The 14,623-nt window shown below is 31.3% G+C and carries 16 protein-coding genes; 5 read left to right on the top strand and 11 right to left on the bottom strand.

Annotated features, from left to right (window positions below; genetic code table 11):
• Positions 1-4 precede the first annotated feature (4 nt).
• From ccsB to P3U32_RS06535, 6 genes are all read right to left on the bottom strand, one after another.
• On the bottom strand, positions 5-1,222 hold the full coding sequence (ccsB, locus tag P3U32_RS06560; protein ID WP_323702308.1) for a c-type cytochrome biogenesis protein CcsB: 1,218 nt from the start codon (positions 1,220-1,222) through the stop codon (positions 5-7).
• Positions 1,215-2,858, bottom strand: coding sequence for a cytochrome c biogenesis protein ResB (gene resB / locus P3U32_RS06555; RefSeq protein ID WP_323702307.1), 1,644 nt, complete (start codon positions 2,856-2,858; stop codon positions 1,215-1,217). Before resB ends, ccsB begins: the two co-directional genes overlap by 8 nt.
• A gap of 12 nt (positions 2,859-2,870) precedes the next feature.
• Entirely contained in the window at positions 2,871-3,407 is a 537-nt protein-coding gene (gene resA / locus P3U32_RS06550) for a thiol-disulfide oxidoreductase ResA (RefSeq protein WP_323702306.1), read from the bottom strand.
• A gap of 114 nt (positions 3,408-3,521) precedes the next feature.
• Positions 3,522-4,259, bottom strand: coding sequence for a pseudouridine synthase (locus tag P3U32_RS06545; RefSeq protein WP_323702305.1), 738 nt, complete (start codon positions 4,257-4,259; stop codon positions 3,522-3,524).
• Between the two features lie 3 nt (positions 4,260-4,262).
• Entirely contained in the window at positions 4,263-4,820 is a 558-nt protein-coding gene (gene scpB / locus P3U32_RS06540) for an SMC-Scp complex subunit ScpB (RefSeq protein WP_323702304.1), read from the bottom strand.
• Positions 4,810-5,541 carry a segregation and condensation protein A gene (locus P3U32_RS06535; protein WP_323702303.1) on the bottom strand — a complete coding sequence of 244 codons (732 nt, stop codon included), beginning with the start codon at positions 5,539-5,541 and terminating at the stop codon, positions 4,810-4,812. Before P3U32_RS06535 ends, scpB begins: the two co-directional genes overlap by 11 nt.
• Positions 5,542-5,638: 97 nt before the next feature.
• Here P3U32_RS06535 and P3U32_RS06530 point away from each other — a divergent pair, with 97 nt between their 5' ends.
• Positions 5,639-6,142, top strand: a complete 504-nt coding sequence (locus P3U32_RS06530; RefSeq protein ID WP_323702302.1) for a DUF309 domain-containing protein — start codon at positions 5,639-5,641, stop codon at positions 6,140-6,142.
• A 101-nt stretch (positions 6,143-6,243) separates the two neighbouring features.
• Here the strand turns inward: P3U32_RS06530 and xerD are convergent, their stop codons facing one another.
• The 3 genes from xerD to P3U32_RS06515 all read right to left on the bottom strand — a co-directional run bounded on the left by xerD (position 6,244) and on the right by P3U32_RS06515 (position 8,317).
• Positions 6,244-7,140, bottom strand: coding sequence for a site-specific tyrosine recombinase XerD (gene xerD / locus P3U32_RS06525; RefSeq protein WP_323702301.1), 897 nt, complete (start codon positions 7,138-7,140; stop codon positions 6,244-6,246).
• Positions 7,141-7,233: 93 nt separating this feature from the next.
• Positions 7,234-7,674, bottom strand: coding sequence for a ferric iron uptake transcriptional regulator (locus tag P3U32_RS06520; protein ID WP_323704850.1), 441 nt, complete (start codon positions 7,672-7,674; stop codon positions 7,234-7,236).
• A 100-nt stretch (positions 7,675-7,774) separates the two neighbouring features.
• A complete protein-coding gene (locus P3U32_RS06515) occupies positions 7,775-8,317 on the bottom strand; it encodes an NUDIX hydrolase (RefSeq protein ID WP_323704811.1) in 543 nt (180 codons plus the stop codon).
• Between the two features lie 76 nt (positions 8,318-8,393).
• On the opposite strand from P3U32_RS06515, the gene P3U32_RS06510 reads away from it, so the two are divergent.
• The gene (locus P3U32_RS06510; RefSeq protein WP_323704810.1) at positions 8,394-9,299 is read left to right on the top strand and encodes an aldo/keto reductase; all 906 of its coding nucleotides are present in this window, start codon (positions 8,394-8,396) and stop codon (positions 9,297-9,299) included.
• Between the two features lie 68 nt (positions 9,300-9,367).
• Here P3U32_RS06510 and P3U32_RS06505 read toward each other — a convergent pair whose 3' ends face one another.
• Positions 9,368-10,123 carry an SDR family NAD(P)-dependent oxidoreductase gene (locus P3U32_RS06505; protein WP_323704809.1) on the bottom strand — a complete coding sequence of 252 codons (756 nt, stop codon included), beginning with the start codon at positions 10,121-10,123 and terminating at the stop codon, positions 9,368-9,370.
• Between the two features lie 136 nt (positions 10,124-10,259).
• Here P3U32_RS06505 and proC point away from each other — a divergent pair, with 136 nt between their 5' ends.
• Positions 10,260-11,075: a pyrroline-5-carboxylate reductase gene (gene proC / locus P3U32_RS06500; protein ID WP_323704808.1), complete on the top strand. Its 816-nt coding sequence runs from the start codon at positions 10,260-10,262 to the stop codon at positions 11,073-11,075.
• Positions 11,076-11,128: 53 nt separating this feature from the next.
• On the opposite strand, the gene rnz is transcribed toward proC, so the two are convergent.
• On the bottom strand, positions 11,129-12,046 hold the full coding sequence (gene rnz / locus P3U32_RS06495; RefSeq protein ID WP_323704806.1) for a ribonuclease Z: 918 nt from the start codon (positions 12,044-12,046) through the stop codon (positions 11,129-11,131).
• 196 nt (positions 12,047-12,242) lie between these two features.
• On the opposite strand from rnz, the gene zwf reads away from it, so the two are divergent.
• Both zwf and P3U32_RS06485 read left to right on the top strand, forming a co-directional pair.
• The gene (zwf, locus tag P3U32_RS06490; protein ID WP_323704805.1) at positions 12,243-13,727 is read left to right on the top strand and encodes a glucose-6-phosphate dehydrogenase; all 1,485 of its coding nucleotides are present in this window, start codon (positions 12,243-12,245) and stop codon (positions 13,725-13,727) included.
• A gap of 28 nt (positions 13,728-13,755) precedes the next feature.
• Complete coding sequence (locus P3U32_RS06485) at positions 13,756-14,619, top strand: helix-turn-helix domain-containing protein (protein WP_323704804.1); 864 nt, start codon at positions 13,756-13,758, stop codon at positions 14,617-14,619.
• The last annotated feature ends 4 nt before the right edge of the window (positions 14,620-14,623 follow it).

Raw genomic sequence — 14,623 nt, 5'->3', positions numbered from 1 at the left:
ATTTTTAAGCATATGAATGTAAACCAGATACAATTAGATTAACAGCTATAACATTAAATAGAATGATTGCAAGGCCACCGACAGCTAACCATGCCGATTTTCGACCTTCCCAACCTTTGCCTAATCGTAAATGTAAAAATATCGCGTAATATAGGAAAGTTATAAGCGCCCATACTTCTTTAGGGTCCCAGCCCCAATATCTACTCCAAGCCATTTGTGCCCATATACTAGCGAATAAAATACCACCAAGAGCAAATAAAGGGAATCCGATAATTACAGATCGATAACCTATTTCATCCATTAAGGATAGGTTTACTTTTTTTGTTAACGGTTTTATAAGGCTAAATAATGTTCTACCTCTCAAAATCAACCTTATTATAGCATATAATATAGAACCTACGACTATAGACCAAATAACAGTATTGAATTTTTGAGCATTTATAACTGCCGGCAATTGCACTTTACTCCAACTTAGAATATCTGTACGTTGGATAGGTTCATAATCACTACCTGATACATTTTTTACGAGTAGACTATCTTGTTGTGTTACAAATGCAGGTAAATGATAATGCTGTACCGAGTTATTGTCATTCTTATCTACGAAGAAATATGTATCATCGTAACCGACAATATCCTTCATTATAATTGTTGTTAATATAAACCCAATAACTATAACTACGAAATACATAATCACTTCTACAAAGAAACTATGTATCGTTTTTTCTTTAGGATTTACTGCTGCTAATAAATAAATAAGTCCAGCAACACAACTAATAGATAATATACCATAAGATATTGTAACAGTTATAACATGAATGGCTAACCAACTTGATTGTAATGCAGGAATAAGTGGTGAGACATCTCTTGAAAACATGCTCGCATATGCGATGAGTAACATAGCAATCGGCAATACGAATAACGCTAAAATAGGCGTGCGGTATAAAGCATAAATAACTAAGAATCCTCCAACCATCATGATTCCAAACATCGTCAAGAACTCATACATATTACTTACCGGTGCATGACCTGCAGCAATCCATCTTGTAATAAAATAAACGATTTGCAAAACAAATCCAACAGCCGTTAATATTACACCAATCTTTTCTGCATTTTTCTTAGTAGCTCTTACAGAGAATGAAAAAGGAACTATAGCTATCAAGTATAATATAAACGCAGAATACAGAGCGAAATTACTGATATTTAATACAACTGAACTATCCATTATTTTCCTCCTTACTATCGTGTATCTTACCTTTTGAATCAACTATATGTGTTAAATGATATTGATCTAATACAGTATTAATTTCTTTACTAAATCCATAGTAGTTCTTATTTGTATGACCCGCAATATTAAACTTACCATTTTCTTTAGAGATCCAAATTCGTCTATGGTTAATATATGAACCAACAGTTAAACCAATTAAGAAAATAACAAACCCTGTAAATAATATAGGTAATGTTAAATCTTTTTTAACGGCTAACACAGTTGCCCATTGATTCGTTGCATTAGAAAATTTAACTTCATATTGATTGTTTTTCGAAATTTCTTGAGATTCTTTGATTCTCAAGAAACTGAATTCTGGTTTTTCTCCAGATTTTTTCACTTCGAAAACAAATGCTGGATTATTTGGATCTGGTGATTTAGTAGCGAGTACACCATTTTCAATTTTTTCATAATCTGGTGCATAACTTCTTAGTTTCACAGTTAAATCATCACTGATTTTAAATTCTTTTTTTGGATTTTCTAGATTGACTGTGAATGGTTTACCTAATGCTTTGCCATCTTTAGTCTTCAAATTAAATGTCATATCTTTTAACACTGAGTTATCAAAACTACTTTGGTAAAATCGTAAGTGGTCATATTTTAATGGTTGATTCACTTTTATAGAATCTGAAGTAACTTCTTCAAGATTCGTACCTGTTCCAATTACATCTTTCTTACTATTTTTATATAGTGTTGCTTTTGTTTCATAATTTTTAGCAATTTTATTTAGACTTGGATCAATAGATTCGGCATTGCTATTTGATTGTGATTTTTGATTATATTCTTCATAAATAAAATCATTATTTTTAATATAATATTCACTGTCTGTACCTGGAACAGGTTTAGTGTCGCCCTCTTTAACATAGAGCGTTTCATCCAAATAAAAACCAGGTATAAATCTAAGCATTGCACCAAATAATAAAATGATTAAGCCAGTATGATTGATATAAGGACCGTATCTAGATAGTCGCCCTTTTTCAAGCAATATATGATTGCCATCTTGTTTAGCTTTATACCGCTTCTTTTTAAATGAAGCACTTAGTTCAGATAAATCTACATCTTCATCTGTTGTTGAATGTAATCTTTGTCGCTTATAGAATGATTCATGTTTTTTCGTTCTTTGATTTTTCAAAGATTTATGTAATGGAATACCTCTATCAATACTTGATGTAATAATTGAGAAAGCTACAAGTCCAAGTAGTATTAAGAACCACCATGAGCTATATAGATTGTGTAAGCCTAATTTATAATAAAGTAAACCTAACGATCCGTAATGTTCATAATAATATTGTTCAGGATTAACATTCATTGGTATAAAGTATTGCTGTGGGAAGATCGTCCCAATTGATGCAGCAATTACTGTAATGACCAATAGTGTTACTCCGGTTTTAACAGATGCAAAGAAGTTCCAAATACGGTCGAGAATCGTCTTGTTTTTCGTCTTGGAACGTATCGCTTGTCCATCATAACGCATGACATCTGTGGTCTTTTTCTTATCATAAGTATCATTAATTAAGCGTCCACAGTTCAAACAAAGTTGTGTCCCCTCTGGATTCTCATAGCCACATTTACAAACAATTTTGTTGTCGTCCACTTAAATCCCCCCTTATTTACTTTTAACCTTTTCCATTTCTTCGATGATTTGCTTTTTAGATAATTCCCCTGTATGTTTCGTTACTATTTTTCCATTTTTATCTACAGTTATCGTTGTTGGTAAAGGATTAACACCATAAGCGTCAGTTACTAAATTATCGTTATCCATTACAACTTTAAAAGTTGGTGTTTCTTTTAACGAACTTAAGTATTGCTTAATTTGTTGTGGATTTTTTCTAACATGAATGGCAACGACTTCTATACCTTGATCTTTATATTCTTGGTATTGTCTTTCTAATTCTGGCATTTCTCGTTTACAAGGTTCACACCAAGTTCCCCAGAAGTTAATTAATACACCTTTACCACGCAAATCTTTCAAGTTTACAGTTTTACCATCTACTGTTTCTAATTCAAATAACGGTGCTTCGTCTCCTACTTTTGCAATCTTATCGTTATCTTTTGTAAGACTAGACCAGACTGTGAATACAATTGCGAGAAGAATTACGACCGTGATAATAATTTGAATTATCGTCTTTTGTTTCTTCTTCATTTAATATCCTCCCTAACACAATAAAAAAACCATACATTTACAATGTTATGGTGTTTTGTTAAGTATATCATGACTAAAAAGCTGTTTAGTGGCATTATTGTGAACGTTTACAGCTTACTTTCCATCTTGAGCTAAAACTCTTAATGTTTTGATTTCATGTGGTGATAAAGTTCTGCCTTGACCAGCGTTTAGACCTTTTAAATTTAAAGGTCCATACTCAACTCTTGATAATTTAACAACTTCATGTCCGAAATGACTAAACATACGACGAACTTGTCTGTTTCTACCTTCTGTAATTGTGATTTCAACATGTGTGACATTTCTATCTCTATCTTGACTTTTCACTTTAACAATAGCAGGTTGAGTCATTCCATCTTCTAATTGAATACCTTTTTCAAGTTGTTTAACTTCTTCTCTTAACAGGTAACCTTTTAATTTAGCGACATATTTTTTTTGAATTTTATAACGTGGATGTGTCATTAAATTAGTGAATTCCCCATCATTCGTTAAAATAAGTAATCCAGAAGTATCGTAGTCTAATCGCCCAACAGGGAAAATTCTAGCTTTAATGTCTTTAAAGAAATCCGTTACAACCGCTCTACCTTTATCATCAGAAACACTTGTGATTACTTTAGTTGGCTTATGGAATAAGATATAAAGTTTATCAGGCATTTCTAATGGAATTCCTTCAACTTCAATATAATCAGAGTCTTTCACTTTCGTACCTAATTCTTTTACTTGTTTATGATTAACGTATACAAGTCCTTCTTCAATTAACTTTTCTGCTTTTCTTCTTGAAGTATAACCGCTTTTAGCAATGACTTTCTGTAATCTTTCTAATTCTTCACTCATATATTATTGCTCCTCATTATTGGTTTGATCGTTCATGCTACTAAAAAATAAATCCATTTCTTCTTGTTCATTTTCTTCATTTGTAGATTTAGGTAATTCATCTAATGATGTTAATCCAAAAACATTTAAGAAATAATCAGTTGTAAATAATAATTGACTTCGTGACTGTTCATTATGTTTCGATTCTATAACACCTTTAGCGATTAACGTCTTAACTGAAGCATCAGAATTAACACCTCTGATCATTTCAATATCACTACGTGTTACTGGTTGATTATATGCAATGATGGACAATGTTTCTAGTGCTGCTTGAGATAACTTTGTATTCATATTATCTATCATTAACTGTTCAAGATAAGGATGCATGATAGGTTTAGCAGTTAAAATACATTTACTTCCGTAAAATGTGATTTGTAATGTTTCTCTTTCATATGTTTCTGCTAATTCTTTCAATTGTACAGGTGTTAACTCTAAAATTTCACACAATTGATTAGTATCAATACCTTCATCACCTAATGAATATAATAATCCTTCTAATAAACCTAATTTACTAACTTCCATAATTCACGCCTCGATTTATAGTAATTTCTCCAAATTGTTGTTGTTGAAACACATCTATTTGTCTTAATTTCATCATTTCTAATATTGCTAAAAACATTGTAACTAACACATTGACCGTTAAGTCTGGTGGTAGACTTTCAAAAAAATTATAACTTTTCTTTTTTGAAAGTTGTGATTCAATACTTGCAGTTGCCATTTCTATTGTGTAACTATCCTCACTAACAGTTACTTGTTGTGGCTGATTAAATCGTTGTCTCTTTTTAGTACGCTGATATGCAACAATTAAATCTGTCATATTCAAATCTAATGGTGCACGTTTATCATACATAGCTTCAAAATTTGATAAATCTGCAGGTTTTTTAATGAAAATTTGTTCGCGATCACTTTTCATGTCATTTAATAATTCTGCATAAGCTTTATAGTTTTGATATTCTATTAATTGTTTAACCAAATCGTCTCTTGGATCATCTTCATATTCATCTAAATCAGAAGGTTGTGTCGGCAATAATAATTTACTTTTTATCATTAAAAGTTCTGATGCCATAACCAAATATTCACTTGCAACATTTATTTCTAAAATTTTCATTTGATGTATATAGCTTAAATATTGTTCAGTCAGTTCCTTCATTGGAATATCATAGATATCTATTTCGTATTTTTGTATCAAATGAAGTAATAAATCCAATGGTCCTTCAAAGGCGTCAAGTTTTACTTCATACATTTAAAACTTCCTCATTTCTATTCCTTTTGCGTGCATAAACCTAAAAATTATTATACCATGTTTAGGTATAAAGATACTATGATGTGAGGGATTTAAAATGGAAATAGACGTGATAAACTTTCATTACAACTTCCATGTCCATAGACATTACTTTGAATGTCATGACATATTAGAGGAATATTGGAAAGCACAACCGCATTTCAGCAAAAATGATGCAGTAGTAAGTTTAATATTATTTTCAACAGCTTGCTATCATTACAGACGAGAGAACATCAAAGGTGCACTTAAAACCTTTAATAAATCCTTACAAATCGCCATCCTTAATCCTTCATTTGAATATCTAGGTGTTGAGAGAGAAGCTTATATTTCTGTGATTCAATCTCAAATATTAAAAATAAACCAAAATAAAAAATATAAAAGTATTCAACTACCACTAACAGATGAATGTTTATATGCCTTAAATCAAACATTTACTGATTTTGAATACAACACGCTACCAGATGTTTCAGACTATATTAAACATCATCACTTATTAAGAGATAGAACGGAAGTGATTGAACAGCGTAATGCTGCTTACCTCAATCGTCGTTCTAAACGATAAATAACCAGTATACAAGTCCCCAAATAACAACAAAAGCACTTAACAAGAATAATGTTTTATACTTGTTCTTTTCGTTATATTGATTTTTGTTACTCATTTTCTTACTCCTTCTTTGCTCTTGGATGATACGTTAAGTACATATCACGTATTTGTTTTTTCGATATATGTGTATAGAGTTGTGTCGTTGAAATGTCTGAATGTCCTAACATTTCTTGTACCGCTCTCAAATCCGCGCCATTTTCCAATAAATGCGTTGCAAATGAATGTCTTAGCGTATGTGGTGTCAACGTCTTCGTTATCCCTTTTTCTAATCCAATTTTCTTTAATATTTTCCAAAATCCTTGTCGCGTCAAAGCGCCACCTCTTGCGTTTAAAAATAGTACATCCGTAATTTGTTTTTTTAATAAATTTGGACGAACTTCTTGTATGTAGTACTTCAATATATTCATTAATTGATCGCCTAGCGGTACGATACGTTCTTTATTCCCTTTACCAAATACTCTTACGAACCCCATCGTTAAGTTAACATCTTCTACTTTAAGTTGGATCAGTTCAGAAACCCTGACACCAGTTCCATACAATAATTCTAACATTGCGCGGTCTCGCTCATCTCTCGCATTTGTAATGTGCGTAAAGGTTAACAACTGATTAACTTCTTGTTCACTAAGTACGTCAGGTAATTTTTGTTCATATTTTGGTGTTTCTATTAATATTGTTGGATCTTTGACTGCATACTTTTCTCTAATCGCAAATTGATGAAAACTTCTAATCGTTGCAGCAAGTCTTGCAATTGTTTTAGAAGATTTACCTTCATCTTTTAATGTAGCAAAGTACTTTTGAATAACCATTCTATCTACGTTATCGATATGCTTTAATTTTTGTTCACTTAAATAGTCATGATATTGTGTTAAATCTCTTTTATAAGATTGGATGGTGTTTTGACTCAATCCTTTTTCAAGTCTTATAAAATCTATAAATTCATTGATAATTTGCTCCATATACTCACCTCGTTCTTAAATGTATTTTACCATAAAAAAAGACGTTACTAAATTGAGTTTAACCTTCATTTAGTAACGTCTCTTTAAATTGAATTAATCTTTTTGACATCTATGACACACGCCATGAAATGTTAGGCGATGATCTAAAATTTTAAATGCAAAATCTTTCTCTACGCGTCTTTCCACATCATCCAATAAATCTTCTTCAATTTCATCAACTGCACCACATTCCATACAAACCATATGATGATGAAAATGTTTTGCCCCTTCTTTTCTCAGATCAAATCGAGCGACACCATCACCGAAATTGATTTTGTCGACTACTTTTAACTCAGCTAAAAGTTCTAATGTTCGGTATACCGTTGCTAAACCGATCTCTGGTGCCTTATCTTTTACTTTTAAGTATACATCTTCTGCACTTAAGTGGTCAGATTCATTCTCAAGTAATACTCTAACAGTCGCTTCCCTTTGAGGTGTTAACTTATAAGAAGCTTTGTGCAATTGCTCTTTCACACGTTGTATACGTTCTTCCAACATGACACCTACTTTCTTAAATAAAATCATTATCAATTAGAATCATATTCGTATATTAAAATACCAATATTCCCTGTAAAAAGCAAGTGAAAATGCATTGTTATTTAGAATTATTATAATTTAAAGCAAAATGTTGAAATGCAATTAAAGTTTTAGCGTCTTCTATCTTACCAGATGATAATAAACTTTGAATTTCACTCACTGGAATTTTAGTGACATTTAAAAATTCATCTTCATCTAAATTAATTTTCCCGACTTTTAAATCTTTTGCTATGTATATGCTTACTTTTTCATTACAGAAACCTGGACAACCATATACTTCACCAATTAATTCTAATTGATCAGCAATATAACCCGTTTCTTCTTCTAATTCTCTAATCGCTGCTTCTTCTCTATCCTCGCCAATTTCTAGTTTACCAGCAGGAATTTCAATTAATGTTTTCTCCATTGCTTTTCTAAATTGTTCCACAACGAGTATCTCTTCTTCAGGTGTAACTGCTAATACAGATACGGCACCATTATGTAATATGATTTCTCTTTCACTTGTTTCTCCATTTGGTAGTGATACTTGATGTTTTTCTAAATCAAAAATACGTCCTTTGTATATAACTTCTTTAGAAATCGTTTCTTCTGTTAATTTCAATTGAGTGTGCCTCTTTTCATTTAATTTGTGAATCTGATAAACTTAATATGTAAAGTGTAGCGAAAGGAGCTTTAATATGCAAAAAAACAAATTAAAAAGTGGTATCGAGATTTCCGAAGTCGGTTTAGGTTGTATGAGCCTTGGCACAGATTTAGAACATGCAGAAACAATTGTTGATGAAGCAATCCAACAAGGTATCACGTATTTTGATACAGCTGATTTATATGACTATGGTCATAATGAAGAAATTCTAGGTAAATTACTTAAAAAATATCAAAATGACATCGTTATTGGTTCAAAAGTTGGTAATCATTTTAACAAAGAAAAGCAAACACATTTTTGGGATCCTTCTAAAGAACATATTATGAATAGTATTAAAGATTCTCTACATCGTTTGAATTTAGACCAACTGGATTTATACATGTTACACGGCGGAACGATTGAAGATGATAAAGATGAATCGATTGAAGCTTTTGAAAGATTAAAAGAAGAAGGACTCATTCGTGCTTACGGAATATCTTCAATACGACCTAATGTGATTCGCTATTATTTAGAGAATAGTAATATTGAAACAATTATGATGCAATTTAGTTTAATTGATAACCGACCTGAAGATTTAATTGAAGAAATTGATGAACATGGCGTTAAAATTTTAGCGCGTGGCCCATTATCGAAAGGTTTATTAACTGATAAATCAACTAAAGTTCTTCAAAATAAATTTAATGATGGATTACTTGATTATAATTATAATGATTTATCAAGTACAATTGAAAAGTTAAACACTGAATTTGACCAACTATCTGCAGTGACTTTAAATTATTTAAAATCATTCGACGCACTTGGTTCGATTATTACAGGTGCAAGTTCACGTGAACAACTCAAAGACAGCATTCAACATTACAACACAACAATGACAGAAGAACAAATTAAACACGCGCGTGCCATTGTTAAAGATATTCAATATCAAAATCACACGTCATAAAAATAACAGAAACGGGACAGAAATCTTTTTAATCTAAATTAGATTTCTGTCCCGCTCTCTTTGTTTATTTATAATTTCTTGCTAAGAAAATATTTTTTGAATAATTTTTCGAACGTTCTAGGTGCTAGTTGATAAAATTTAAGCCCTGCAAACATCCATTTTGGTGCATTAATTTCTATTTTTTTATGGATCATACCACTAATAATTTGTTCACTTAAATCATCAGTATCTAACTGAATATCACCCGTTAGATTTTGGAAATGTCCAGTTGGATCTGCTTTAATGTGAAAATCAGATTTAAAAGGTCCAGGATTAACAAGTAATATATGTAAATCTTCTCTTTCCATTCTTAACGAATTTGTAAAATGACTGAGCGCTGCCTTCGAAGCTGCATAATGACTGCTATATGGTGTCGTAACTATACTAGATATTGATGAAATGTTTACAATTGAAGCACCTCTTCTTAAATGAGGCATCATTTTATTAAGTAGCAAAATTAAATTCACAAGATTTATGCGGTATACCTCTTCGATATCTTGCTGTGTATGATGATCATTTGATTTAAAATAACCTAATCCTGCATTGTTAATGATGCCGTCATATTTAATGTCGTTATTTAATTCAAACGTTTCTAATTGTTTAGTTTCATTCATGTCCAAAATATGTGTATCAACAATATTTTTATATTTTTGTTTTAATTTTTTTGCTTTTTCATTATTGCGAATAATCACTGTCACCTTAGCACCACGTTTATCTAATGAACGAATTAAAGATTCACCTAGACTTCCTGTAGCGCCGGTTAAAATGTAATGTTTCCCTAGCATATTTATGCCCCTTTCCAGATAATTATTTATATTATATATTAAATTTTGAATAATAATCATTTGTTAAGCATTTTTGACATAAGATTTAATTACTTTATAATTAAAATGAATTCATACGGAAGTGAGTGGTATTATTATGAAAATCGTGTTTTATGGTTCTGGAAATATGGCAAATGCAATATTCACAGGTATCGTTAACAGTAAATCAGTCGAGCCTGAAAATATTTATTTAACAAACAAATCAAATCGAGATTTATTACAAGGTTATCATGATACATTAGGTGTTAATTATAGTTATGATGATGAAGCATTACTTAAAGATGCAGATTATGTCTTTTTAAGCACTAAACCTTATGATTTCTTGAAACTAGCAGATCGTATTAAACCTTATATTACAAAAGAAAACAAATTTATTTCAATTATGGCTGGTTTACCTATCAGTTATATTAGAGAACATTTACAAGTAGAAAATCCAATCGCAAGAATTATGCCGAACACTAATGCACACGTTGGGCACTCTGTGACAGGAATTAGCTTTTCTACTAATTTCGGTGCAACTTCAAAACAAGATGTCATTACTTTAATTGAAGCATTTGGTACCGCATTAGAAGTTAAAGAAGATCATTTACATCAAGTGACAGCAATAACAGGAAGCGGTCCTGCTTTCTTATATCACGTATTCGAACAATATGTTAATGCCGGTACAAAGCTTGGTATTGAACAATCTCAAGTTGAAGAATCAATTAAAGAATTAATTATTGGTACTGGTAAAATGATTGAACGATCTGATTTGAAAATGGACCAACTTAGAAAGAACATTACTTCTAAAGGTGGTACAACACAAGCAGGATTAAATGCATTAAGCAATCATGATATAGAAGCTATTTTCTTAGATTGTTTAAATGCTGCAGTAAACCGAAGTGTTGAATTAGCTGAAAACGAAGATGATTAATAAAAATAAAGCATGAGGCTGGGACATAAAATAATGTCACAGCCTCTGCTTTTTTATATTTGAAACGCATCAAAATCTTTTACAAAGTAAAAGTCGTTTTTATATTTAGATTTCAATTCTTCCTCTATCATCTGAACGTCTTCTAGTTCATATCTATTAGATAAATGTGTAAATAGCCCTCTCTTAACATTCATTTCATCCATTAAATTGAGTACATCTTCAATATGACTATGATAATAATCATTTGCTAAATGTTTTTCACCTTCAATATAAGTTGTTTCATGGACAATGACATCGGCTTGATCAGCTAAGATGCGTTCATTTTGGCAAGGCATTGTATCACCAAATATAGTGATGACTTTCCCTTTTTTCTTTTCGCCTTTAAAGTCTTTCGACTGATAAGTTTGGTTATTATATTCAAAAGTTTCATTTGCTTTAACTTCCTGATATTTTGGTCCAGGTTCCATTCCTAATCTTTTTAATTTATCTACCTCTAACTTCCCTTCGATATCTGGAGCAGTTATTCTATAACCGACAGATAATATCCCATGTTTTAAAGGGAGCGCTTGAACGTGAAAACCATCAATGTTTAATTCCGTTTCCGTATTAAACTCATTAACTGTAATTGGATAATTAAGATTTGATTGAGAAATATCTAGAGCAGTTTGTATAAATTTAGCAATCCCTTTAGGACCTATTATCGTAAGTGGCTTATCTTTACCACCTTGGAAGGAACGACTTGTTAACAAACCAGGTAATCCAAATATATGATCACCATGTAAATGCGTGATAAATATATGGCTCACTTTACCTAATTTAACACCTGTATGTAAAATTCTATGTTGCGTCGCCTCACCCACATCAAATAGCCAAATTTGATTTTCATATGGTAAACAATTAAAGGCAATCGCTTGCGTATTTCTTTCTTTAGTTGGTAGCCCGGCACTTGTGCCTAAAAATGTGAGTTCCATCGTCTTCCTCCTTACGCAATAATTATAACACGTTCGCTAAATTAAAATTAAAAAAATCAAAAATTTAGCATGTTTGAATCAAATTACAGAATTAATTGAAAATTTAACAAGTCAAATTGAAGAATATCAAAGATTATCATGTTATAATGAATGATATTGTAAATTGTGAAAAAGTTATAGAATCGAGGTAATTATATTGACAAGCGAAACAAAAAATATCCCATGTTTAATTACAATATTTGGGGCTACAGGTGATTTAAGTCATCGTAAACTGTTCCCATCTATTTTTCATTTATACCAACAAAATCAACTAGACGAACACATTGCTATAATTGGTGTAGGTCGTAGAGATTGGACAACTGATAAGTTTCGAACTGAAATAAAATCATCTATTAAAAAACACGTTCAAAATACAGAAAAATTAGATGCATTTATGGAACATGTCTTTTATCAATCTCATGATGTTAGCGATGCTTCTAGTTACCAAGAGTTATTAGAATTTGCAAATGACTTAGATTCACAATATCAATTAGAAGGCAATAGATTATTCTATTTAGCAATGGCGCCTCAATTCTTTGGTACAGTCACAGATTTCCTTAAATCTTCTGGATTAACTAAGACATCTGGATTTAAGAGACTAATCATTGAGAAACCTTTTGGGAATAATTTATCTTCTGCTGAAGAATTAAACGAACAAATCAGAAGATCATTTAAAGAAGAAGAAATATATAGAATAGACCATTATTTAGGTAAAGATATGGTTCAAAATATCGAAGTTTTAAGATTCGCAAACGCTATGTTTGAACCATTATGGAATAATAAATATATTTCTAATATACAAGTCACATCATCAGAAATTTTAGGTGTAGAAGATCGTGGCGGCTATTATGAAAATAGTGGTGCCCTTAAAGACATGTTCCAAAACCATATGTTACAAATGGTTGCTTTATTAGCAATGGAACCACCAATTAGTCTGAACAGTGAAGATGTACGTAATGAAAAAGTTAAAGTTTTACGTTCAATTCGTCCTTTAGATGAATCAGAAGTAAAACAAAACTTTGTACGCGGACAATATGACAAAGGACAAATTGATGGTGAACACGTTAAGAGTTATCGCGAAGAAGATAAAGTCGCTGATGATTCAAACACCCCTACTTTTGTTGCCGGCAAATTACTGATCGACAATTTCAGATGGGCTGGCGTACCTTTCTTTATTCGTACAGGAAAACGTATGAAGAAAAAAGGAATACAAGTTATCGTTGAATTTAAAGAAGTACCTATGAATTTATATTATCAACGTGATTCACAATTAGATTCCAATTTATTAGTCATTAATATTCAACCTAATGAAGGTATCTCATTGCATTTAAACGCTAAAAAACAAGTACAAGGTATTGAAACTGAACCTGTACAATTATCATACGCTATGAGTGCGCAAGATAAGATGAATACAGTTGATGCGTACGAGAACTTAATATTTGATTGTCTAAAAGGCGATTCAACTAACTTTACGCATTGGGAAGAATTAAAAGCTACATGGAAATATGTGGATGTAATTCAAAATGTATGGGACAATGATAAAGCACCATTCCCGAATTATAGATCTGGTACGAATGGACCTATTAAGAGTCAACTATTATTGTCAGTTGATGGATTCAAATGGTGGGACGATATTAATTAATCTTTCTACCCACAGGAGTGACAGAACATTGGAAGCAATTAAAGTTTTACAAAGAGCGATTGTCTATATCGAAGACCACTTGTTAACAGATATTGATTTACAAACATTAAGTGAACATGTGGGACAATCGCCATATCATTTAAATCAAACTTTCACAATGGTTATTGGCATGACACCTGAAGAGTATCAACTCGCTCGAAAAATGACAGAAGCTGCATATGACATATTAAGTGGACATAGTAGAATATTAGATATTGCACTTAAATATGGTTATTCAGATGCACATGCATTTGCGCATAGTTATAATACATATCATGGTATAAGCCCTCTTCAAACGAAGACACACCAATCATTGTTGAAAATTAAAAAGCGTGTTTCAATCAAATTAACCGCTACAGAAACTGAACCTCTAAATTATTCATTACAATATAAAGATGAAATTAATTTAGTAGGAAAAAATCATCATTATCATTCTAATGAATTAGCGAATCATTTTTTAGTTCCTGATTTATTAGAAATGTTAATTGATAACAAATATATTGAAGACTTTGTTAGATATAACGACACAAAACCAAATCAATTATTTGTCATACGCAAACCCCTTGTTGATGGATTAGAAGTATTTGTAGGGGTACCTAGCAATCGTTATCCTGGTCACTTAGATAATTACAATTTGCCCGGTCATCATTGCGCAACTTTCAATCTACAAGGTGAACTTGATTTTGTTGTAAGCGAAGCTTGGCATCATATAGAAAATCAATGGCAATTAAAAATGCCTTTTATTCATGATGATTTCTATGTAGAAGTTTATCCCTTGGATGTTAACTTTAATCAAGAAATTTCTAAAGTTCAATTATGGGTACCTGTCGATCATAGATCATTAAATACTTAAATAA

The organism is Mammaliicoccus sp. Dog046, assembly GCF_034039665.1.
In the GTDB taxonomy this organism is placed as follows: domain Bacteria; phylum Bacillota; class Bacilli; order Staphylococcales; family Staphylococcaceae; genus Mammaliicoccus.
Note: the sequence above shows the minus strand (reverse complement) of the source record. Positions and strands in the feature narration are given on the sequence as shown.